At 44.4% G+C, this 20,760-nt stretch carries 24 protein-coding genes; 15 read left to right on the top strand and 9 right to left on the bottom strand.

The genetic code is table 11. The features are described 5' to 3' along the window. The first annotated feature begins 83 nt into the window (after positions 1 to 83). Genes LPQ35_RS11000 through LPQ35_RS10990 form a run of 3 tightly spaced genes read left to right on the top strand, consistent with a single transcriptional unit; the run spans position 84 to position 2,695 of the window. Complete coding sequence (locus tag LPQ35_RS11000; protein WP_193806949.1) at positions 84 to 1,205, top strand: aminotransferase class V-fold PLP-dependent enzyme; 1,122 nt, start codon at positions 84 to 86, stop codon at positions 1,203 to 1,205. Next, complete coding sequence (ribC, locus tag LPQ35_RS10995; protein WP_193806952.1) at positions 1,202 to 1,663, top strand: riboflavin synthase; 462 nt, start codon at positions 1,202 to 1,204, stop codon at positions 1,661 to 1,663. The genes LPQ35_RS11000 and ribC overlap by 4 nt, the downstream gene beginning before the upstream one ends. 48 nt (positions 1,664 to 1,711) lie before the next feature. Beyond that, complete coding sequence (locus LPQ35_RS10990) at positions 1,712 to 2,695, top strand: radical SAM protein (protein ID WP_193806954.1); 984 nt, start codon at positions 1,712 to 1,714, stop codon at positions 2,693 to 2,695. Between the two features lie 20 nt (positions 2,696 to 2,715). Here the strand turns inward: LPQ35_RS10990 and LPQ35_RS10985 are convergent, their stop codons facing one another. Continuing rightward, on the bottom strand, positions 2,716 to 3,231 hold the full coding sequence (locus LPQ35_RS10985; protein WP_193806956.1) for a flavin reductase: 516 nt from the start codon (positions 3,229 to 3,231) through the stop codon (positions 2,716 to 2,718). A gap of 38 nt (positions 3,232 to 3,269) precedes the next feature. Further along, positions 3,270 to 4,274: a M48 family metalloprotease gene (locus tag LPQ35_RS10980; RefSeq protein WP_193806958.1), complete on the bottom strand. Its 1,005-nt coding sequence runs from the start codon at positions 4,272 to 4,274 to the stop codon at positions 3,270 to 3,272. 107 nt (positions 4,275 to 4,381) lie between these two features. On the opposite strand from LPQ35_RS10980, the gene LPQ35_RS10975 reads away from it, so the two are divergent. Then, the gene (locus LPQ35_RS10975) at positions 4,382 to 4,924 is read left to right on the top strand and encodes a DUF429 domain-containing protein (protein ID WP_193806961.1); all 543 of its coding nucleotides are present in this window, start codon (positions 4,382 to 4,384) and stop codon (positions 4,922 to 4,924) included. 10 nt (positions 4,925 to 4,934) lie between these two features. On the opposite strand, the gene LPQ35_RS10970 is transcribed toward LPQ35_RS10975, so the two are convergent. The 6 genes from LPQ35_RS10970 to LPQ35_RS10945 form a co-directional block, all read right to left on the bottom strand. Next, on the bottom strand, positions 4,935 to 5,177 hold the full coding sequence (locus LPQ35_RS10970) for a hypothetical protein (RefSeq protein WP_193806963.1): 243 nt from the start codon (positions 5,175 to 5,177) through the stop codon (positions 4,935 to 4,937). Positions 5,178 to 5,187: 10 nt separating this feature from the next. Then, a complete protein-coding gene (locus LPQ35_RS10965; RefSeq protein WP_193806965.1) occupies positions 5,188 to 6,243 on the bottom strand; it encodes a hypothetical protein in 1,056 nt (351 codons plus the stop codon). A 159-nt stretch (positions 6,244 to 6,402) separates the two neighbouring features. After that, positions 6,403 to 7,014, bottom strand: a complete 612-nt coding sequence (locus LPQ35_RS10960) for an SAM-dependent methyltransferase (RefSeq protein WP_193806967.1) — start codon at positions 7,012 to 7,014, stop codon at positions 6,403 to 6,405. Further along, the gene (locus LPQ35_RS10955) at positions 6,995 to 7,390 is read right to left on the bottom strand and encodes a secondary thiamine-phosphate synthase enzyme YjbQ (protein WP_193806969.1); all 396 of its coding nucleotides are present in this window, start codon (positions 7,388 to 7,390) and stop codon (positions 6,995 to 6,997) included. Before LPQ35_RS10955 ends, LPQ35_RS10960 begins: the two co-directional genes overlap by 20 nt. Next, positions 7,387 to 8,541, bottom strand: coding sequence for a Clp1/GlmU family protein (locus LPQ35_RS10950; RefSeq protein ID WP_193806971.1), 1,155 nt, complete (start codon positions 8,539 to 8,541; stop codon positions 7,387 to 7,389). The genes LPQ35_RS10955 and LPQ35_RS10950 overlap by 4 nt, the downstream gene beginning before the upstream one ends. Continuing rightward, positions 8,531 to 9,442, bottom strand: coding sequence for a hypothetical protein (locus LPQ35_RS10945; RefSeq protein ID WP_193806973.1), 912 nt, complete (start codon positions 9,440 to 9,442; stop codon positions 8,531 to 8,533). Before LPQ35_RS10945 ends, LPQ35_RS10950 begins: the two co-directional genes overlap by 11 nt. Positions 9,443 to 9,607: 165 nt before the next feature. Here LPQ35_RS10945 and LPQ35_RS10940 point away from each other — a divergent pair, with 165 nt between their 5' ends. Continuing rightward, a complete protein-coding gene (locus LPQ35_RS10940; protein WP_193806975.1) occupies positions 9,608 to 11,224 on the top strand; it encodes a long-chain-fatty-acid--CoA ligase in 1,617 nt (538 codons plus the stop codon). 56 nt (positions 11,225 to 11,280) lie between these two features. On the opposite strand, the gene albA is transcribed toward LPQ35_RS10940, so the two are convergent. Continuing rightward, positions 11,281 to 11,556 (bottom strand): DNA-binding protein Alba, encoded by a 276-nt coding sequence (albA, locus tag LPQ35_RS10935; RefSeq protein WP_048093581.1) that lies wholly within the window; start codon positions 11,554 to 11,556, stop codon positions 11,281 to 11,283. Positions 11,557 to 11,728: 172 nt separating this feature from the next. On the opposite strand from albA, the gene LPQ35_RS10930 reads away from it, so the two are divergent. The 10 genes from LPQ35_RS10930 to LPQ35_RS10885 are packed head-to-tail and all read left to right on the top strand — an operon-like array spanning position 11,729 to position 20,463. Further along, positions 11,729 to 12,334, top strand: a complete 606-nt coding sequence (locus LPQ35_RS10930; protein WP_193806977.1) for an archaellin/type IV pilin N-terminal domain-containing protein — start codon at positions 11,729 to 11,731, stop codon at positions 12,332 to 12,334. A gap of 10 nt (positions 12,335 to 12,344) precedes the next feature. After that, positions 12,345 to 12,959, top strand: a complete 615-nt coding sequence (locus tag LPQ35_RS10925; RefSeq protein ID WP_193806978.1) for a flagellin — start codon at positions 12,345 to 12,347, stop codon at positions 12,957 to 12,959. 56 nt (positions 12,960 to 13,015) lie between these two features. Then, the gene (locus LPQ35_RS10920; protein WP_193806979.1) at positions 13,016 to 13,831 is read left to right on the top strand and encodes a hypothetical protein; all 816 of its coding nucleotides are present in this window, start codon (positions 13,016 to 13,018) and stop codon (positions 13,829 to 13,831) included. 24 nt (positions 13,832 to 13,855) lie between these two features. Next, positions 13,856 to 14,317 carry a hypothetical protein gene (locus tag LPQ35_RS10915; protein WP_193806980.1) on the top strand — a complete coding sequence of 154 codons (462 nt, stop codon included), beginning with the start codon at positions 13,856 to 13,858 and terminating at the stop codon, positions 14,315 to 14,317. A gap of 5 nt (positions 14,318 to 14,322) precedes the next feature. Next, entirely contained in the window at positions 14,323 to 14,796 is a 474-nt protein-coding gene (locus LPQ35_RS10910) for a hypothetical protein (RefSeq protein ID WP_193806981.1), read from the top strand. Positions 14,797 to 14,812: 16 nt separating this feature from the next. Next, positions 14,813 to 15,535 carry an ATPase domain-containing protein gene (locus tag LPQ35_RS10905; RefSeq protein WP_048091148.1) on the top strand — a complete coding sequence of 241 codons (723 nt, stop codon included), beginning with the start codon at positions 14,813 to 14,815 and terminating at the stop codon, positions 15,533 to 15,535. A 40-nt stretch (positions 15,536 to 15,575) separates the two neighbouring features. Beyond that, complete coding sequence (locus LPQ35_RS10900) at positions 15,576 to 17,465, top strand: ATPase, T2SS/T4P/T4SS family (RefSeq protein WP_193806982.1); 1,890 nt, start codon at positions 15,576 to 15,578, stop codon at positions 17,463 to 17,465. A gap of 11 nt (positions 17,466 to 17,476) precedes the next feature. Next, positions 17,477 to 19,114, top strand: a complete 1,638-nt coding sequence (flaJ, locus tag LPQ35_RS10895; RefSeq protein ID WP_193806983.1) for an archaellar assembly protein FlaJ — start codon at positions 17,477 to 17,479, stop codon at positions 19,112 to 19,114. Between the two features lie 36 nt (positions 19,115 to 19,150). After that, positions 19,151 to 19,792 carry a hypothetical protein gene (locus LPQ35_RS10890; RefSeq protein WP_193806986.1) on the top strand — a complete coding sequence of 214 codons (642 nt, stop codon included), beginning with the start codon at positions 19,151 to 19,153 and terminating at the stop codon, positions 19,790 to 19,792. After that, entirely contained in the window at positions 19,789 to 20,463 is a 675-nt protein-coding gene (locus tag LPQ35_RS10885; protein ID WP_193806988.1) for a histidine kinase dimerization/phospho-acceptor domain-containing protein, read from the top strand. The genes LPQ35_RS10890 and LPQ35_RS10885 overlap by 4 nt, the downstream gene beginning before the upstream one ends. Positions 20,464 to 20,760 lie beyond the last annotated feature (297 nt).

The following is a 20,760-nucleotide window of genomic DNA, read 5'->3' as shown; positions in this document are numbered from 1 at the left end:
AAATTATTTAGGAAATTTTTTATATATTTTTATATCCAATCTCCGCCAAAAATTATATTAACGCCCCGCCCGTGCTTCAGAACATGGTAAAGGACGATTTGCTGATGATTCCGGGACCGGTCAAACTCCACGAAAGGATTATAAAGGCAATGTCCAGCCAGATGATTAGCCACAGAAGCCGGGATTTTGAGGAGGTTTTTGAATACTGCAAAAATGCAATAAAACCTCTTTTTGGAACTTCAGGCGATATTGCGATCATCAGCGGTAGCGGAACCGCCGGAATGGAGGCTGCTGTCGCATCGTTCTCGAAGGTGAGGAAAATCACCGTTGTGGATAATGGAAAGTTTGGAGAGAGATTTGCAAAGATCGGTGCAAAATACACGGAAGTTGATCACCTGAGGTTTGAGTGGGGAAATAGCATTGACCTCGAAAAGGTTGAAGAGAGCCTCGCAAACGGAAGTGAGGCCATAGCCTTTGTTCACAACGAGACCTCAACAGGTATACTCAATCCAGCGAGTGAGATAGCAAGAATAGCCAGAAAGTACAATGCTCTTGTTATCATGGATGGAATTACAAGCGTTGGTGGGGATGAGGTTAAAATGGATGAGTGGGAAATTGACGTTGCAGTGGTGGGGTCACAGAAATGCATAGGCGCACCACCTGGTCTTGCGGCAGTGGCAATAAATGAGAGGGCGTGGGAGTTCTACAGCGAATCCGTGCCATACTATCTCGACCTCAAGGCTTATGTCAAAAAGGCTGAGAGCAACCAGACACCGTACACTCCAGCCGTGCCTCTGTTCCTTGCCTTTGCTGAGGCTCTCAGAATAATTGAGGAGGAAGGGATTGAAAACAGAGTAGAAAGACACAGAAAATTTGCAAGGGCAACAAGAGTCTGGGCTGAAAGTGCTGGGCTCGAGCTTTTCCCTGCTCTGAACGAACACTCCAGCTACTCAAACACCGTGACAGCAATAAAAATGCCAGACGGTGTTGCGGACAAGGATCTGAGAGGGACTCTGAGAGAAGAGTATGGGATAACGATCTCTGGCGGACAGGAGCATCTGAAGGGCAAGATATTCAGAATCGGTCACATGGGTAATGTTACGAAAAGGGATCTGGTTGCCACGCTTTCAGCAATAGAAGACATACTTTCGAGAAAGAACGTGGTAAAGCCAGCATTGCATGCAGCAATGGAGGAACTGGGATGAAGATAGGTATTGTGGATACAACGTTTTCCAGAATAGACATGGGCAGAATAGCAATCGACGAGCTGAAAAATTACGCTGGTGTAAAATACGTACGCAGAACGGTTCCCGGGATAAAGGACATTCCGGTCGAGGCGAAAAAGCTGATCGAAGAGGAGAACTGCGACATAGTCGTAACTCTCGGCTGGGTTGGTAGGGCTGAAAAAGATGCTCTGAGCTACATTGCTCTCTCTGTGGGGAAAATTATTGCTGAGCTGATGACGAACAAACACATAATCGATGTTACAATCCACGAGGATGAGGCGGAGGACGAGAAAACTCTGTTGAGGGTGGCTGAAAACAGAGTCAGGGAACATGTGAGGAATGCTATCGACCTTGTGAGGAATCCAGAAAGGCTCACGAAGCATGCAGGGACAGGTCAGAGGCAGGGTTACGAAGATATTGGACCTATTCTGAAGTAAATCTGTGCTAAACATTTTTTATATTCTCGTTCCAGTTATCTTACAGTAATGAACGAGTGCATAATCTGCGGGAAACCCCGGCCTTCTCAAACAATCCCTGTCTGTCCCAAATGTGCGAAAAGCCATGGTGAGGTTGCTGGATCGATCCATGAAAGACTGGAAATTATCGGTGGCGGGGATTGCGAACTTTGCTCCAACCGATGCAGAATTGAGGATTCAGGCCTGTGCAACATTCGCTTTGTAAGGAATGGCAGGATAGTTTCGAGATCCACATCAATCAAAGCGGTGCTTCACGCCTATCAAGACCCACTACCCACGAACTGCTGCAACTCCTGGTTTTGCAGGGGGAGCGGGATGCGAGGTTACAACCTTGCCATCTTTTACTATGGCTGCAACTTCGACTGTCTCTATTGCCAGAACTGGCAGCACAGGTTTGTTGATGACGCTCCGGTGATATCCATTGACAAACTGCTCGAAAAGGTCATGAAAAAAGAAATAAGGTGCATCTGTCATTTCGGAGGTTCGCCTGAACCGCAGATGTCTTTTGCCCTCAAATTCAGCGAACTCGCCATAGAAAAGAGAGGCAACATCGCAATCTGCTGGGAGTGGAACGGCTCGGGAAACACAAACCTCTGCATAAGGGCGGGAGAACTCAGCAGTAAGAGCGGTGGAACGGTAAAATTCGATATTAAAGCCTGGAATGAGTCACTCCACAAGATACTAACGGGCAGGGGGAACAGACAGACTCTCAAAAACTTAGAAAGGATGTTTGAACGATATCCAGACGTCGTATCTGCAACAACATTGCTCGTGCCATATTATGTTGATTCAGAGGAGGTGGAAAGGATTGCGGAGTTCATATCGGGTCTCAGCCCGAACATACCCTACTCCCTGCTCGTGTTTCATCCGGATTACAGGCTGAATGACCTTCCCATAACTCCGAAAAATCAGGTTTTGGAATGTTACAGGGCTGCAAGGAGACATTTGAAGAACGTGAACGTTGGGAATATGCACCTGATCGACAGAGTTTGATTGTTCGGATGGAATTCCTGTCACATCTTGAGGCGTTCCAGATATACTGTGGCTGTTTCGGGTGTCTTCCCCTTCATTTTGTAGTGGTACTCCGCATACGTGAGCGGCTCGCCCTCTTTTAGGATTTCAGCCTCAACGACTTCACCGAAAAACAGGGTGTGTGTTTTGACCTCCATCATGTCTCTGACCTCCGCCTCAATGTATGCTATGCTGTGATCCCTCACAATGGGGGCTCCGGTTTTACCCCAGAAGAAGTCGATATCCTCGAATTTGTTTGAATTTCGTCCTGTATTGAACCCGAACTTCCCTATGAATTTCAGAGGCGTGTTTCTGTCAAGAACTGATACAGAGAATACCCCTGATTCCCTGACATATTCGTTTGTGAGGTTCCTGTTATTCAGGCATACTGCAACCATCACGGGTTCGGAAGTTACCTGAAATACTGTATTGGCTATCTGACCGTTTGGCACACCGTTTTTATGGCTTGAAACGATATAGAGTCCATAGCTGATTCTATATAATGCTTCAGGATTCATAAAAATAAATGGTTCTGAAAATATTAAAAATTAATCAATCAGTATGGAAGAGAGTCAATAAACGTCAATCTCTTAGATATGGGCGGGTGCGTTGAGAGGAACTCCTCAACGGGTGAGACTTTGGTTTTCTTCAGCATCTCAATGTCTCTCATTGACACGTATGGGCTTGCAACCGCATTCGTGAATGCATAGATGAACAGGGCCTTGAAACTGCTGTCACGAATTTCATCAAGTGCTCTCGGGACTCTGTGGTAGAAGGCATGTATCTTTGCAAGAGACGCCTGCATGGGCAGTTTTCCAGCAACCCTGACTCCTTCCGTGTCGGCGTAGTACTCCCTCAGCCTGCTGAATGCCAGAACGAGGATCTGAACGATGAAGCTTGCAACGACTGCAGCAATGCCTATAAGCGCTGAACCCCTGTTCCTGTCATCCCTCAGTCCCGTATGCACGAGAGCGTAGCCGAGGTAAAAGATCACGGAGGGAAGAAGTCCGAAGAGGAGCATCACTGCCGAATCCCTGTGTCTGTGGTGTCCTATTTCATGTCCCACCACTGCCATGAGTTCCTCTTTTTCGAGCATGCTGACAAGTGCATCAGACACAGCCACGAATTTCCCGGTGAGGAAGTTTCCGTAGGCAAATGCGTTGGGGGGTGATTTGACGATCATGGCCCTGTACTTTCTCCTATCCCCCAGCCTCATTGCTATCTCATCGACAAGTGCCTGAAGCTCTGGACTGGGTTTTGCCCCGTACATTGCGTTAATTATGTACGGGGAGAGAAGATACATTGCGAGATTTGCCAGCACTATGAATGCTATCAGCCCGTAAAATCCGATATAAATGCCGGAGTATACGAGAACGTAGTATATGACGGAACCACTCACTGCAAGAATGAGCACTGCCACCAGCAGCATGGACGTGTAAAGCGAGAACCTTCCAGCAAGTCTTCCTGCGAGTTTCGGGGCTATGAATGCTGCCATGAAGAACATTATCATGTAGCCCACGGTCGCCAGTATCAGGTACACCGGATCAAATATCAGGAACATGTGTATAAATGGATGTAATGAGTTTAAAATCCTTATCCCTGAGAAATCTGCCTTTTGAGTGGAGTTTCAGAGCATTTTTAAGCAAAAAATAACCGGTGCAATATGTTATGAGGATTGCCGGTGTTGATGTTGGTCTGAGAAACTCCGTATCGGCAGTCATTGAGGGTAAGAAAGCAGCGGTCTTTGGAGATTACAGAGAACTGCTCGGTATGAGCATATATGCTGTGGGTATAGATGCGCCGCTCTCGTTTCCAGAAAAAGGAAGCTTCAGAGAGTGTGAGCGGGAACTTCTGAAAATGGGCATACGCCTTTTTCCCTCAGGTGCAGATTTTTTCAGGAAGGTTGGCGAAAGAGGAATTGAAATTGCGCGAGAGTTCAGAAGGAGAGGCATTGAGGTTTACGAGGTTTACCCATACGCAACACGCATGATCCTCGATATCGCACCGGGGGCAAACAAAAGATCTAAGAACGGGCTGGATGCGATAAAAAATCGTCTGCATGACTTTCTGACATTCGATACAGATATTGCAGACCACAATCAGGCTGATGCGTTAATCTCTGCGCTGACCGTGAAACTGTATCTGGAGGGCAGGGGAAGGTTTGTGGAAGGTATTGATGGAGCAATCCTCATTCCAGAAATTAAAAAATAAAAACAGTATTTCAGATGTCAAAGCTCAGGTTGTTAAGCTCCTGAGTGGTTTTTTCAAGCTCCTGAAGTTCTGTAAGTTCTTTCAGCACGTCATCGATTGTCGTTTCAACATTACTGACGTTCGTGGCAGAGGGTGTTGCAGTTTCTGCTGGAGTGGTGGTCTTTTTCACGACCTCCTCAACACCCTTCTGGGTGCATCCGAAGATGGCTATTACAGCAACCACTGAAAGTATGATTAGCAGTCTTGCATTCATTTCGACCACCTCATGAGCTTTCATTTAAAGCCGTGCTGTTCTGCCTGAGTTCTCTAACGCTCTCGGCATATTCTTTGAACACGTCTCTGAGTTCCATCATGGAGTCTCTGAATTTTCCAATGGCCTCATGGTAAAGTTCCTTACCTTCTTTAAGCTCCTTGAATGCAGTTTCGTAGTTGTCTGAATTTATTGCGTTATCAAAGTGCTGGAGTGCAAGATTCATGCTATCCTTTGCCTCTGAAAGGGCATCGAGATATTCCTGGTAGGCCTTCTCAACCTCACCGGTGTTTGCTCCGAGCTCTTCAAGTTTGGCTATCTTGTCCTCGATTATCTGTGTTCTGTTTTCAGCCTTCTCGACAACCTCAAGGAACTTGAGTGCCACGACCTTTGAAGTAACTGCGTTAATCTTCACTCTCAGGAGCGACCACTCCTCCCTGAAAGCAAGGACGTTGTCTCTGAATTCCTGTGGAGTTGTCGAGTTGTTGAAGACCTGTTCCCATCCGTAGAGGTTTTCTTTTATCGCCTCAATGTCTCCAAGAAGTTCGGCCGTTGTGTTGTCGCTCAGATTCATTGCTATCACTCTGTTTTCAAGCTCATCAAGGTGAGCTATTGCAAATCCAACACCGTTCACCACAAACCCCTTTGCGGTGTTGAATACCTCAGGATCCTCGAGACCTCTGTGCTTCATTTTCTCGTATCTCTCCTTCTCCTCCATGTATTTCATTCTGTGTTCTTCCTTGACTTCCCTGACGTGCTCCATTCTTTCCTTCATTCTCTCTCTGTATTCTTTAATTTTCTCCATTCTCTCTTTCCATCTTTCTCTCATTTCATGCCTTTTTTCAGTCACATTTTTGTCGTGGTCGTCCTCATCATCGTGACCCATTCCCATTGCCGGACCCATTCCCATGCCGTATGTATTATTCATGTACGTTTCATTCAATGTTGGGTTCATGCTGTCGTTTGCATACGGATGCTCGTCATCGTCTTCCATCATGCCATGTGCCATGACGAAGGCCGGCATCAGTGCAACAATAAGCACCGCACCTATTGCGATATACCACCTCATACCAATCACCATACTTATGTTTCGTCTCAAAAAATATATCGATTGTTTCAGGCGTCACGGGTGAAAAGGCACCGGATATTTTACTGACCTTTACAAATCTTTACGGTACTTTATATCAATTAAATGGAAGCGCAGAATGGAGATAATGTCGGAATATTGTCATTCATCTTTTTTCGGTTTGAACTTCCCTCCGAACCCCTTGCCTATGAAATATATTTCCGAACTTCTCTTTCTCGATGCTGGAGGGGAGTGAAGTTTTTTGAATCTGAAGTGTTTTTTAAACTCTGCATAGAGCTTCGGAGTCTCCTCGCCCTGAAACATTTTGACGACAAAATTTCCACCCGGCTTGAGAAACCTCCTGGCGATGCTGAATGCAGCCTCAACAAGCTCAACAGATCTGTAATGGTCTATGTCCCAGTGTCCCGTGATCTTGGGTGATGCGTCGCTGATAACAACGTCAAATCTGTCCCTGATTTCTCTAATTTTTTCCCACGTTTCTTCGGATGTCATGTCGCCCTGGATGAATGTAACCCCCTCAATGTCTTTCATTGGACTCAGGTCAATGGCTATCACACTGGCTCCAAGTTCAGCGGCAACCTGGCTCCAGCCTCCCGGAGACGCCCCAAGGTCGAGAACCCAGTAACCGGGTTTTATCAATCCAAATTTCGCATTCATCTGCTTGAGCTTGTACGCTGCCCTGCTCCTGTAGCCCTCCTTTTTGGCTCTCCAGTAATAGTGGTCCTGGCGGTCTTCAACCCTTCTTGGCTTCATAGGTCATCACATAGACTCTCCTTTCTCTCGGCCCGTCTAACTCAACAAAAAGTATTCTCTGCCAGGTACCGAGCAAAAGCTCACCACGCACGACCGGAACTGTTATGGAGTTTCCGAGAATACCTGCCTTGATATGCGCATCTGCGTTGCTGTCTATCCGGTCATGGGAGTATCCTGCCATGTAAGGCACAAGCTCGGAGAGCTTTTTTATAAAATCGTCAAGCAGACCTCTTTCAGCCTCGTTCACGATGACTGCAGTGGTTGTGTGGGGAGTATAGACGACAACAAACCCATTTTCAAGCTGAACAGCTTTTCTCACATCATCCGTTATGTCGATGATTTCCTCCCTTTTCTGAGTGGTGATATCTATTATCATGGTACCCTCACCAGTATCTCCTTCAGGTCTTCATCGAGCCTGAAGCTTCCAAACTCAACAGTGTCTATATCCTTACGCCCAAGGATTTTAATTTTCCTCTCTTCGAAGTCGATGCCCTTTAGAATTCCAGGGGAAAGATATCTATTTCCTCTGAAAAGTCCCAGGAACAGGCCACTGAGGTCAGACGGCTTTATAATGTTTACCTCTGCAACACCGTAGAACTCCCTCAGCATCGATATGGCCTCCCTGCCAGCATCGAAGTTTTCGGAGTAAATGTTTAGAAAATCGAAACCCTTCTCGGCATATACAACATCCCCAAACGAACTCAGGAGATCGTCCTCCAGTCTGCACCCCTGAAGCATGGATGTGTTTCTGGTCATCACATCATCCACGCAAACTTCGACCTCTTCAAGATCGTTTAGCCAGTGTTCATACCTTCTCCCTCTGATTGATGCTCTCAGATCTCTGTCCCTCTTCCTGACAACAAAACTTTCGAGTGTAATAACTTCGTAACCATCTAAATAGTACGGTGGTTCGCCAAAGCAGGCAACGACATCGGGTTCGAACGTCTCTATTTTGGACAGCTTGTACTCTCTTGCCCTCCACCCCCTGACCCACCCGGTGGTATCGACAACGGCCCTACCTCTAACCTTTTTGACAAGGTGTGTGAACGCCCTCAGACACCTCGATTCAAAACCGGAAGGTGAAATCACACCCACAAAGGCTACCTCGGAAACCTCAAGGTGCTGAAGAGTGTAGATGTCCGATTTTTTAACGCCCATTCCCATTGCACCGGGATGTGCAATGTCGTTCTGTCCAACATCGGCATCTATTGCAGTTTCAATGCCCATTGTGTTCATCACGTATGCTGCGAAGCTACTTTTTCCCGAGTCTGATTCTCCGAAGAGGAAGATTCTGCCGTAATCTTTATCTGAAAATTTTTTCCAGCTTTCCGGTATCGTGCTGCCATTGACTGCAACAAAGTCTCCGGTAATTTTTACTTCAGTGTCCTCCGGAAAGTATACTGGAAGGACCTTCCCGCGCTCTACTCTGGCTTCCCTGAATTTTCCACCGAAGATGCTGGCAGAGGAAGTGCTCCTGAATTCTCCCGGTCCAAATAAAAGAATGGTGGTGTTGCCCTCAACTCTCATTTCCAGACGTTTCGACTGGTTTTATGAACACTGCTCTCATTTCCGGTTTTGCTTCGAGAATCCTCGTGAAGTTTGTATCGTGCATGAAAGCTATGTTCAAGTCTCCGTACCTGGTTACGTTGTAGTATTCCGTGACGTTGCTCTGAACGAAGAAGATGTTCTGCTTGAAGTTTATCGCCACGACCTTGTCATATCCGCCCGAATCATTCAGGGCTATGCCCTCGAAGTAGAAGTCAGCCACCTCGCCCTCGGAGCCGTTCATTCTTATGCTCCTGTTAGCAAGGTCCCCAAACAGCACCAGAGCGAATTTGTAATTCAAATCAGGAATTTTCTCAATATATGCGGTATAATTGTCCTCGACTTTCGCAACACCGGAAATTCTGTCGATGTACTTGTAAACGGCGTCGGATGTTCCCACAGCAACTGGATTTACATTCTCAGCCATCGCATACCCCCTAACGAGCTTAACTGTAACACCCATGTATTCATCCTTGCTCTCATGCCTGAAGAATACCTTGTAGTTTCCGGAATCGAGGAGATAAACGTACGGGTTGTTTCCTGGCAGAGTCTGGGGATACTCCACATAGTACATAGAATTGAGAGAGACGAGACCAATGTAATTGTATCTGAACAGAGGGTCATAGGACACCAGACTCTTGTAATAAGCATCCACCAGCTGTACGAGTCCCGGGTCTGTCAAATTGAAGTTCAGATAGATGACTCTCGATGAATCTGAAACGAGATCCAGTATCTCCTTAAATCCATTTACTTCATATTTGATTTCTCTCTCGGGCAGAGTTTTAGAGCCTTTGAAAGCATACACCAGTACAGAGCCGAGCATGATGAGTGCGAGCATCAGGGCAAGCAGTTTTGCACCTCTCGTCTCAAGCGGTTTAGCCATGCCCAAACAATCAAGAAATTGTTTTTAAAATTTTGTCTGTTGTTTTCAGAGAATGGTGTGCAGAATTCTGAATCAAGGAGTAACCGGACATCCAGTTATGCTCTGGCTTGTGCCGGTTAACAGGTTAACAAAAGGTATATTAGTTTGCAAATTAAACAATCAATCATGAATGAGGCCTATAACTACCAGCTTTTGATAAAGCATATTCTGGAGAGCGGTGTGAATTACGCGCCGAAGCAGGAGATAGTTTACAGGGATAAGGTGCGATACACCTACACTGAATTTTACGAGAGGGTTCACAGACTTGCCAGCGCACTTGAGGAGCTTGGAGTTAAAAAAGGCACTAAGGTGGCGGTTCTTGACTGGGACAGCCATCGATATCTCGAATGCTACTTCGCGATTCCAATGATGGGTGCGGTTCTTCACACGGTAAACGTGAGGCTGAGTCCTGAAGACATCCTCTACACGATGCAGCACGCAGATGATGAGGTCGTTCTCGTTTTCAAAGACTTCGTCCCCCTGATGGAGAAGCTCAGGGACAAGCTGCCGAACGTGAAGAACTACGTGATAATGACCGATGATACTGTGCCTGAAAACACCCTTACCGACATTGAGTATGAAGAAATGCTGAAAAATGCAAGCAGCGATTACGATTTCCCCGATTTTGATGAGAACACCATGGCCACTCTCAGCTACACAACCGGCACAACAGGGAGGCCAAAGGGGGTGTGGTTCACACACAGGAAGCTCGTTCTGCACACCCTTTCTGGAAGTGTGGCACTCGCTGCCTACAGATCCCCCCTGAGGCTTGTGCTGGAAAGAGAAGTATACATGCCCCTCACGCCAATGTTCCATGTGCACGCCTGGGGAGTCCCTTACATGATGTTCCTCCTCGGACACAAGCATGTGTATCCGGGAAGGTATGAGCCGGAAATGATTGTAAAGCTCGTCCTCTCAGAGGGTGTTACAATCACGCACTGCGTTCCGACCATACTCCAGATGATTGTCGACAACATCCCCGAAGGATTGAAGTTCAACGGTTGGAAGATTCTGATTGGCGGTGCGAAGCTCCCCGAGGGCCTTGCGATAAAGGCGAGGGAGAAGGGCATCATAACCATGTCAGCCTATGGCATGTCTGAAACCTGTCCTGCCTTAACCGGAGCGTTTCTGAAGCCCCACCTTCTTGACCTGCCTGAAGAGGAGAAAACGAAGATTTCCGTGAAAACCGGAATACCTTTCCCGCTTGTGTACATCAGGGTTGTTGATGAGGACATGACTGATGTGCCTGCCGACGGAAAAACGATGGGTGAGGTTGTCACCAGGGCGCCGTGGCTTACAGACACCTATCTCAAAGACGAGGAGAAAACGAAAGAACTGTGGAGGGGCGGCTGGCTACATACTGGAGACATAGCGGTGGTGGATGATGAAGGATACATAACAATCGTTGACAGACTTAAAGATGTGGTCAAGAGCGGTGGTGAGTGGATCTCCACCCTGACACTTGAGAACATTCTCAGCCTGCACCCGAAGGTTAAGGAGGCGGCGGTGATCGGCATTCCGGATGAAAAATGGGGCGAAAGGCCGCTTGCAATTGTCGTCCCCGCCGAAGGCGTAAGCGAGGAGGAGATCAAGCAATACCTAATGGAGTATGTCGAGAAGGGGACGATCACGAAGTGGGCAGTTCCTGACAGAGTTGTGTTCATGAACGAACTGCCAAAAACGAGTGTTGGCAAAATAGACAAGAAGGTCCTCAGAAAACAGTTTTCAGAAGGGGTGCAGTGAAAAGGTCTCCTGCCACTTTTATTTTTTGATTAAAATTAAATAGGGGGTAGAAAAAATTACTCTTTAACAAGCTCAATTTCGATAGTTGAAACGTTGACGATCCTTCCCTGTTCGCTCTCAAGCTCCTCAGTGTCAATTCTGATGTCGCTAACCTTCACATTGGGCATGAATCTGTTCTTGACAATCTCTGCAACATCGACAGCCCTGCTGATTGCCTTTCCTCTTGCCTTTATCACAACCTTGCTTGCGCCCTCATTGAGTTGCGTAAGGGTTGCGAGAACGTAGTTCATTACCGGCTTTGAACCCACAAACACTACTGCTTCCTCTGCCATGGCTATCACCTGGCCAGCTAAAAAGGACTCGATATTTAAAACTTATTAAGTGCAGGGGTTTCCAATACTCAACTTTCACTTTTGCAATTACAAAATGTAAATTTCATTGATAAAAAAAGAATATTTATATTTTTGCTTTTCAAGAGTGATTGTAATTGTGAGGTGGTGAGCTGTGAGTTGGAAAAAGTTAAGGAAAAACGAAAAGGGATTTACAGGGCTCGAAGCAGCAATTGTTTTAATAGCTTTTGTTACAGTGGCTGCAGTGTTCAGCTACGTTATGCTTGGAGCCGGTTTCTATACGACCCAGAAAGGAAAGCAGAGCGTTGACACGGGAGTTAAGCAAGCATCTTCAAGCATGGAGCTTGACGGCCAGTACGTTTACCTTGTGGCAAATACAACAGGCAGCAGTGGTGATGTCAAGGAGATATACTACTATATTACACTATCTGCTGGAGCAACCCCGATCGACCTTAACAACACTGTTGTTGCACTCAGGTATCAGGACTACTACCTTCAGCTGCCATACAATGCGACCACCAAATACTGGACATATCAGGGCATAGTTGATGTGGACGGAGGTACGCCAGACAACCTGCTTGAGAAGAATGAGAAATACAAGATAACGATAAACATTACAGCTTTGCAGAGTGCTGGTATGGTGACCAACCTGCCTGCAACAAACGACTACGTTACCATCGAAATGAAGCCACCAATCGGTGCACCGCTCATAGTCAACAAGCAGATTCCGCCAAGCCTGACGAGTCTTACATGGGTGTGAGGTGATCGGAATGAAGGGTAGGTTTGTTAAGGACATAAAGGGTTTTACGGGTCTTGAGGCTGCAATAACCCTGATAGCGTTCATCACAGTTGCAGCAGTGTTCAGCTACGTACTGCTTGGAGCCGGTTTCTTCTCGACCCAGAAGGGTCAGGAGGTTGTCCACACAGGTGTTCAGCAGGTATCTTCAAGTATGGAAATCGTTGGATCTGTCATAGGATATGGCAACACTACAAGTAATGAGCTTAAAGGAACTGTGTTCACAATCCAGCTTACCGCTGGTGGTCAGCCAATTGACCTGAGCAAGACAGTCATAACGATTGTCAACCCGAAGGACGGCCAGAGTGTGGAACTCAAGTATAACGCCAGCACAACATCCTCCCAGGCTGCAGCTACAGGAACACAGTACGGAGTTTACTGGGTTACAACTGTGAACACTGGTGGAGCAGACAGCTACCTTGAAGAATTTGAGAAGGCCGAAATATACATCGACCTTGAAGCTGCTGGATTCACTCTCAACCCCAACGAAGTGTTCCTGATTGAAATCAAACCACCAATGGGTGCAACGTATCCGCTCGAGCTTAAAGTACCGCCATCCATCGATCCGACAATGGTCCTGCTGCAGTGACCTACTCAAAGCTTTTATTTTTTATTTTTTGGGTTTCTTCTAAGAGGTGATAGAGAATGCAGGAAGGGATAGACGAAAGTGTGGTAGACGACATCCTAAAAACCGCAGAAGCAGACACCCCAGAGGGAAAGCTTGAGAAGCTGGAAAAAGAGGTGGACTTGATAAAAGGTTCAATCAAAAAGCTGCTTATTGATATTAGGGAGACTTTGAACAACATAGAAAATCCGTTTCAAAACCTTCAGAGCCTCGCTGAAGGTTTGGGGTATGCCGCATCTCAAGCCCCACCCCCTCAGCAAATACAGATAATACCTGGAAAACCTCTTGAGGAGCAGATGGAAGAAGAAACACAGGAAGGTGAAAAACCTGCAGAAGAAGAGGTATCTGTTGATCATGCAGGAGGTGTTAATGAGGGTATGGGGTTTAACAAATCAGTTCAGAACGGGTTCACATCTCAGGATAAACCAGAATCAGAAGAAAATATAAAAGGAGGTGAATTTATTGGAATGGAGGTAGTTCAGCCAGAGTTTGGAGCACTGGAAGGTGCAGGCAAGGATACAATCTTTGCTGACAAGAAACTTCTGAAGTACGATATTGAAGTGCTTTTTGAGATAATGGGTTGGGTAAGAGGAATGCTTGAAAAATACAACATCGAATCCCTCAAGCTCATGCTGAGGATATTTGAATCAGCAGGATATATAAAAGAAGAGACGGCAGAGTTCGTGTCGCAGATTGCGGATCTGATAGTCATGAACGATAACTTCGAAGAGATCGTCTTTGAGCTGTACAGGCTTTACAAGATTCTGTACCCTGATGACAGAACGATTGACTCCAAAGTGCTGAGCCTGATACTGGATAGAAAAATAGTGATGTAAATATGCCAAACGGGGAGGTAACCTATGAGGGAGGTGATAGAAACATACATCCTTGTAATTGCAACGGTTGTGGCTGTATCTTCCGTTAGCTTAGCAATGCTTCCAACTGTGAATGATTTAGCTCATTCTTATGTTTCTTTGAGTAACAATTTAAACGATAAAGTCAAAACCGATTTCGAAATCATATTTTCTTCAGCAAATGATACACAGGTGACAATATGGGCTAAAAACACCGGAGATGTGCCGCTGTCTTTGGATGTCATAAACATGAGTGACATATTTATAACGTCCAACACAGACAACTACCATTATTCTGTGAGCTCACAAGATGTGCAGACGAGCATAGTCAATGGAGATGGAGATTCTTACTGGGACAAAGGCGAGACACTGATGGTTACAATAAATGCTACCCTCCCTCAAAACGAATATTCGGTGGTAATGATACTGTATAATGGTGTAAAGGCCAGTGACGTTTTCTCGAGGTGATATGAGTGGGATTCCATACCATTATAGCCACATTGATAATTACTGTGTTTCTAATCTCACTTGCATACACTCTTATAGCTGGAAACACCAACTTAGCAGATACGACTCTTGAAGGCTATAAGGGAGGTGTTAAATCCGAGATTGAAAGGCTTAAAACAGATATAACGTTGATAAATGTCTCTTACGATCCTATTATCGGAGAACTGACCACTTATGTGAAGAATACCGGTACTGAAAAATTCATCAACTTCAACAAATTCGACATGTTCATTTATGGCACAACAACGAGCGGAGCCACGATTACAAGATATCTGACCGCAAATTACACAATAGTCAACGAACTGATCAACCCGAACATATTTGACCCCGGTGAAATTGCCTCTGCAAATGCGACTGTATCGCTTGATAATGGCACATACGTCTTACAGGTATGCACTCCAAATGCGATCTGTAATGTTCTGGATTTTGTTGTTGGTTGATAGGGGGTGGTGATGGATGGATATCTTTGAAGATGAAGAAAACAAGAATATTTTGACCAGTGGGAACACCGAAATAGACAAAAGGCTGGGTGGTGGGATCCCCTTAGGCTCATTGACATTAATCGAAGGTGAGAACGATACAGGTAAAAGTGTTTTATGCCAGCAATTCGCGTATGGTGGCCTCCTCAATGGACTGGAAATTGCATACTATACAACAGAAAATACCATAAAAAGCCTGCTGAGACAGATGGAATCACTCAGTCTTGACATATCGGACTTTTACGCGTTTGGATATGTCAGGATATTCCCTGTTCATATTGAAGGTATTGACTGGAGTACTGAACAGATGAGAAGGATACTCAATCTCGTAGCCAACCACATGAAAGTCATCAAAGAGAATGTCATTATTGTTGATTCATTAACGATGTTCACAACATATTCGACTGAAGATGACGTGCTTGAATTCCTGACGCGACTGAAAAACCTTGCAGACAACGGTAAAACGATATTGATCACACTACACCAGCATGCTTTTAAAGAAGATACTCTTGTTAGAATCAGGTCAGCATGTGATTGTCATCTGTTCCTCAGGAAGGAACAGGTCGGTGAAAGGTATGTGAGCGTCCTTGAAGTTGCAAAAATAAGAGGGGCTAAGAAAACTACAGGAAATATTGTAAGCTTTGAGGTTCATCCCGGATTCGGCCTTAAGATCATACCTGTGTCTGAGGCGAGGACATAAGAAAAATATATCGAGAAAACATTGTGTATTGGTTGCGAATATGACAGACAGCAAACTTGAATTCAGTTACAAGCCCAGGGAACTCAAGCAGGGTGTTGTGGCTAATTTTCCGTTTAAACCCAAGCAACTCGAAGATACACATAGCCACGAGAATCTTCAGAGCTGTGGAATCTACAGATTGCTGCCTGAAAGGATGAAAAGAGAGGTGGAGAAGAATCTCCACCTGCTGGAATACATACATATACTCCCGATAGATAAGATTGGAATACCGAGATTTGCTCCAAAACTCGACAGGAAAAAACACGGAGATATGGACAATCCAAACCTAATCTATCCAGCCGACGAGCAGATTTATATTCACATTTATCCGGATAAGAATGACGTCAGGAACTACTACATTCCAATAGAGCCGACACTGCTAACTGGTGTTGAAGACCTACTGAAACAGGTAGAGCTGAAACTTGTTGATTACATAACCGATATTGAATTTGATCCTGAAGATGAAGCTGTAAAAACCAGAATTCTGAAAGACGCTCTCAAAGAGATATGTGAGATTGTTGATAAAACTGAGCTTGCTGAATATAGTATTGCAAACGATATTCAGGGCAAGTTAAGTTTCGCACCGTCGCCAAAGATAAAACTTGGCTTCTTATCCAAACTATTCAGCAAAAATGGGTCCTCCAGAATTGACAAGATCTATGTAACAGAACAGCAATACAAGGCACTGGAATATGCACTGATAAGGGATAAAATAGGTCTCGGCGTTCTGGAGCCATACATAAGAGACAAATACATCGAAGATATCTCCTGCAGTGGCCTTGGTCCAATATTTATTGAACACAAGATCTTCAAAGGATTAAAAAGCGTAATTGAGTTTAGAGAAGAAGAGACCCTCAACAAATTTATAATAAAGCTTGCAGAGAGAATTGGCAAACCTGTTACTTACAAGGACCCAATAGTTGATGCTACACTTCCAGATGGAAGCAGAATTAACATTGTGTATGGTAATGATATCAGCAAAAATGGCAGTAACTTCACAATAAGAAAGTTTAATGAGACCCCATTCAGCGTTCTTCAGCTGATAGAGTTCGGTTCTCTTGACTACATGATTGCTGGTTACCTCTGGCTTCTAATAGGTGAAGGTATGAGTGGATTTATCTGTGGAGAAACTGCAAGTGGTAAAACCACACTACTCAATGCAATAACTGCATTTATTAGACCTGATGCCAAGGTTGTTACCATTGAGGATACCCCTGAACTGCAGGTACCTCACAGAAACTGGACGAGAGAGGTCACCAGAGGCAGTACGAGAGGTGGCACACTTGGCGAGGGAAGCGGCTCAGATGTCACAATGTTCGATTTGCTCAAAGCGGCATTAAGGCAGAGGCCAAATTACATACTCGTTGGTGAGATTAGAGGTGTTGAGGGCAACATTGCATTTCAGGCCATGCAGACTGGCCATCCTGTCATGTCCACGTTTCATGCTGCTACCGTAGAAAAACTCATCCAGAGACTTACGACTGAGCCTATAAGCGTTCCGAAAACATTTATAGATAATTTAAACTTCGTAGTTATACAGAGTGCCGTAAGAAGACCTGACGGGAAACTCGTAAGAAGGGTGCTGAGCGTAAGCGAGATAATTGGGTACAACCCACAAAAAGGTGGAGTCTCATTTATCGAAGTTTTTCAGTGGGATCCAGTAACAGACACTCATGTTTTTACCGGATTTGGTAGCTCGTATCTTTTGGAGCAGAAGATAGCCACTCGACTCGGCATTCCGCCCAATAAAAAGAAAGTGATTTATCAGGAAGTCGAAAAAAGAGCAAAAATACTGAAAAAATTGCACGAAGAAGGAGTAGTGGACTTCTACGAGTTTTTCAGAACACTGTCAAAGATACAGAAGAGCGGTTTGCTGAACATCAAGGTGTGAGGTGGATATGTATGGAATTCAAGACATCGAAGATATTCAAAACTAAAAAAAGTTTCTGGCAGAGGGAGATAAACATACCTCTGTTTGCAAATATAGCCAGGAAACTAAAGGAGATGAGTGAAGAGAAATTAATGGATAACGATCTACTTTTCACACTCACATACATGGCATCGCTATCAACTGCCAACCTGAGCAGAGACAAAATATTTGAACTTGTTGCTGAAAAGAAGGAATATAGCCCCAGCAAATATTTCAAACAAATTCGTGATCTGACTCAAAAATGGCATTACGATTATGCCACGGCTTGTGAGCTTATAGCAGAAAAAGTAAAACATAAAAGGTTGAAAGAGCTGCTTAACAGATTTTCGAATGCCATAGCATCTGGAGAACCAGATGAAGAATTTATTGAGCGAGAATGGAGGACATTCAAAACCGTGAGAAAGGACGAATACCAGAGAAGTCTTGAAAGCCTGAGAAAGTGGACCGATGCCTACGTATCTATCCTTGTGTCCACTACATTGATATCAGTTGTTATCCTGCTCTCTATCGTAATCTACAGCGTTAGCGATCCTCTATCAATGATACTCACAGCAATATTCTCAAGCCTAGCATTTTCACTTTTCGGAGTTTTTATGCTATATAAGGCGACGCCTAAAGACGCAAAAACACATAGTATGCCCATAAAATCTAAGGAACAAATGACAATCTCAAGGCTGCAAGTACTGCTCTTGCCAATTTTTCTTGCAGCGTTACTGATTTTTTCAGTCTTGCCTGCCGTATTTAATCCCGAAATGGAAATACTGGGAATTGACGCAAAAGGAATTGGCCTGATAATTTCAGGTTTCGTTTTGTTACCGCTGGGAATAATAGGCTACAGAGATGACAGGAAAATTAGTAAAAGAGATGAAGCATTCACAAGCGTAATCCGAGGCCTTGGTGCAACAATCTCTGGTGCTGGAGTTGGAATGGCTGAAGCCCTTTCAAGGCTGGACAAAAAGAATCTGGGTGAACTGAAAGACCTCGTCATGCCATTACATAAAAGATTGAGTCTCGGACTGGATCCAAAGATAAGCTGGGACAAATTTACGGGTGAGAGCGGAAGTTATCTGATAAGCAAACTTACACCAATATTCATCGATGCAACCGATATGGGTGGGGATGCGAATCTTGTTGGAGAGATTGTGGGCTCTTCAAACTTGGAAATGGTGCTCTTAAGACTTAAAAGAGACCTAATCTCTAACGGTTTTATAAACTTAGTAATCCCCCTACACGTTTCGATGGTTGGGTTGATACTCTTTATCACAAAAATACTCGAGAAATTCACAAGTCTGATTTCAAAAATGTTTGAATCTCAACTCTCGACCTTTGGAAGTGCCTCGGATATTATGAGCAAGACTGGACTGGCTGGTATGAACTTCGGACTTTTCAGTGCTGTACCCGTTGGCCTTTTTGAAATGTATGCACTCTTTGTCAGCCTCATTCTGATTCTTTCAAATGCCCTGTCAATGAAAATAGTAAAAGGAAGTGCTAATTACATGATGTACTTTTACATCAGCATTCTGATGATACTTTCGGGGATAATATTCATATTTGTACCAATAGGTGTGGACTGGGCGTTTTCGTTCCCGTCGTTGGCGGAGGCGGGTTAAAATGGTCAAAATGGTAGTGCTGGGAGGTGGGAGAATATGTGGGAAATAATTGTCGGAGTTGTATTCGCAGTTGTGGCGATCATTGTGCCACAGCTGCTATCTAAAAATAACCTGAGCTTGAGACTGCCAAATATAAAAATAAAGAAAAATATGGATGAAGAGATCAAAAAGATTGATCAGGTGTTAGAGAAAGTTGCCTCGGAAGGGATAAAGAAAGATGCGGAGTCAAATTCAGGTAGTATGGATGAGACAAATCCCATTGATGAACTCGTCGTGAAAAATGTCGAAGTGCAGGAAAATCTGCTCGAAGAAATGGAAACTGCGAGTCAGATAAACTCTCCTGAAGCGGTTTCCGATGAAGCTGAAGACCTTCCTGGATTGCCAGAGCTTGGACAGTTGGATGACCTGTCTATGGAAGATGTTGAAGAGGAGATATCCATCGTTCCTCTTGAAGAGACTGACGGAGAAGACGATGAGGAAGAAGAAGGTGAAACGAAAATAGAATTCGATGAAGAGGACGATCTAATCTCCAGTCTTGCGAAAGAAGTTCAGGTAGAAGAAGAGGAGGAGATAGATCTACTCCGAGACCTTAAAGGGAAAAAATTTGCCGCTGAGGAACTCGAATCTGAGTTGAACGAAATATTGATGAGATTAAAGTCCCTTCAGGGAGTGTCATGATGGGCAGCGATTCAGCAAGGATCAATGAACTACTTTTCAAAGCGTTTGAAATAGCAATTAATGTGTGGTTCCTCAAAGATAGAAGGGACATTTTCAAATACTTTACAAGCAAAATTTCTGAACTCGACATCTGCACGGCCGTTATTATTCTGGACGGTTCAGAAAAATATACTATGCTAAAAGAGGATGTGAGCACATGCAGATATTTAAACTTCCAGCCAAAATTCGTCAACATTGTTCCGTGTAGGAAGTGCAATGGGGATACAATGCATGATTTTTTGTTTACAATGCCCCTTTCCGAAGATACGTCAATATACATATTTATAAAAGAAGACGGAAACTTTGAAGAAGCTGTTCAAGTTTTCAGCGATCTCACGAATTTCTTGATCAAGGTTATTGAATCAATTGAGGCAAGGGAAAAGCTGGAAGGTGCTTTGAATCAGTTAAATGCCAATCTTGAATATTTTCAGTATCTTGCGGACAGGTTGAGGAACGCTCTCGCTGTCATTCTTGGTGTTGCTGAACTTGAAGATGAGATAGAATATAAACAAGCCATACGATTTATCAAGGAAAGCAGTCTAAAAATGAAAAAAGTTCTTGACGAAATGCACGAATATGAATCAAAAACTAAAAAGAATTTTGATGAGGTCTTATCTTCTTTTGAGGATTAAAAGTACAAGCGAAGCGGTTAGAAGAGCAGAGTAGAAGTTTATAACTGGATCAAATTTGTCGTAAAGGCTTAGCCATCGATAAGTGAGCATAATTGAGGAGAACACGGCTATTGCTGAGAAACTTATATCCAACGGGCTTATTTTTTGTGCATCCATTACTTTGATCAAACATAGAGCCGGATATATAATTTACTTTCCACTGTGTGCTTAGATTTTTGCAATTGCATTTTTGAAATTTCACAATGTTACTTTCGGATTTTGGATTCGCTTTCTCAAAGCAAGCTTTATTATTATCTT

This window comes from Geoglobus acetivorans (genome assembly GCF_039641995.1).
GTDB classification, from domain to species: domain Archaea; phylum Halobacteriota; class Archaeoglobi; order Archaeoglobales; family Archaeoglobaceae; genus Geoglobus; species Geoglobus acetivorans.
Note: the sequence above shows the minus strand (reverse complement) of the source record. Positions and strands in the feature narration are given on the sequence as shown.

Excerpts from the sequence above, each read along its gene's own strand:
- LPQ35_RS10985 (WP_193806956.1), bottom strand. The coding sequence starts at position 3,231 with ATGAATCCTGAAGCATTATATAGAATCAGCTATGGACTCTATATCGTT.
- LPQ35_RS10905 (WP_048091148.1), top strand. The coding sequence starts at position 14,813 with ATGGATATCTTTGAAGATGAAGAAAACAAGAATATTTTGACCAGTGGG.
- LPQ35_RS10925 (WP_193806978.1), top strand. The coding sequence starts at position 12,345 with ATGAAGGGTAGGTTTGTTAAGGACATAAAGGGTTTTACGGGTCTTGAG.
- LPQ35_RS10900 (WP_193806982.1), top strand. The coding sequence starts at position 15,576 with ATGACAGACAGCAAACTTGAATTCAGTTACAAGCCCAGGGAACTCAAG.
- LPQ35_RS10915 (WP_193806980.1), top strand. The coding sequence starts at position 13,856 with ATGAGGGAGGTGATAGAAACATACATCCTTGTAATTGCAACGGTTGTG.
- ribC (WP_193806952.1), top strand. The coding sequence starts at position 1,202 with ATGAAGATAGGTATTGTGGATACAACGTTTTCCAGAATAGACATGGGC.
- LPQ35_RS10960 (WP_193806967.1), bottom strand. The coding sequence starts at position 7,014 with ATGAAGCCAAGAAGGGTTGAAGACCGCCAGGACCACTATTACTGGAGA.
- albA (WP_048093581.1), bottom strand. The coding sequence starts at position 11,556 with ATGGCAGAGGAAGCAGTAGTGTTTGTGGGTTCAAAGCCGGTAATGAAC.
- LPQ35_RS10945 (WP_193806973.1), bottom strand. The coding sequence starts at position 9,442 with ATGGCTAAACCGCTTGAGACGAGAGGTGCAAAACTGCTTGCCCTGATG.
- LPQ35_RS10950 (WP_193806971.1), bottom strand. The coding sequence starts at position 8,541 with ATGAGAGTTGAGGGCAACACCACCATTCTTTTATTTGGACCGGGAGAA.
- LPQ35_RS10955 (WP_193806969.1), bottom strand. The coding sequence starts at position 7,390 with ATGATAATAGATATCACCACTCAGAAAAGGGAGGAAATCATCGACATA.
- LPQ35_RS11000 (WP_193806949.1), top strand. The coding sequence starts at position 84 with ATGGTAAAGGACGATTTGCTGATGATTCCGGGACCGGTCAAACTCCAC.
- LPQ35_RS10965 (WP_193806965.1), bottom strand. The coding sequence starts at position 6,243 with ATGAGGTGGTATATCGCAATAGGTGCGGTGCTTATTGTTGCACTGATG.
- LPQ35_RS10890 (WP_193806986.1), top strand. The coding sequence starts at position 19,151 with ATGTGGGAAATAATTGTCGGAGTTGTATTCGCAGTTGTGGCGATCATT.
- LPQ35_RS10885 (WP_193806988.1), top strand. The coding sequence starts at position 19,789 with ATGATGGGCAGCGATTCAGCAAGGATCAATGAACTACTTTTCAAAGCG.
- LPQ35_RS10920 (WP_193806979.1), top strand. The coding sequence starts at position 13,016 with ATGCAGGAAGGGATAGACGAAAGTGTGGTAGACGACATCCTAAAAACC.
- LPQ35_RS10970 (WP_193806963.1), bottom strand. The coding sequence starts at position 5,177 with ATGAATGCAAGACTGCTAATCATACTTTCAGTGGTTGCTGTAATAGCC.
- LPQ35_RS10940 (WP_193806975.1), top strand. The coding sequence starts at position 9,608 with ATGAATGAGGCCTATAACTACCAGCTTTTGATAAAGCATATTCTGGAG.
- LPQ35_RS10990 (WP_193806954.1), top strand. The coding sequence starts at position 1,712 with ATGAACGAGTGCATAATCTGCGGGAAACCCCGGCCTTCTCAAACAATC.
- LPQ35_RS10975 (WP_193806961.1), top strand. The coding sequence starts at position 4,382 with ATGAGGATTGCCGGTGTTGATGTTGGTCTGAGAAACTCCGTATCGGCA.
- flaJ (WP_193806983.1), top strand. The coding sequence starts at position 17,477 with ATGGAATTCAAGACATCGAAGATATTCAAAACTAAAAAAAGTTTCTGG.
- LPQ35_RS10980 (WP_193806958.1), bottom strand. The coding sequence starts at position 4,274 with ATGTTCCTGATATTTGATCCGGTGTACCTGATACTGGCGACCGTGGGC.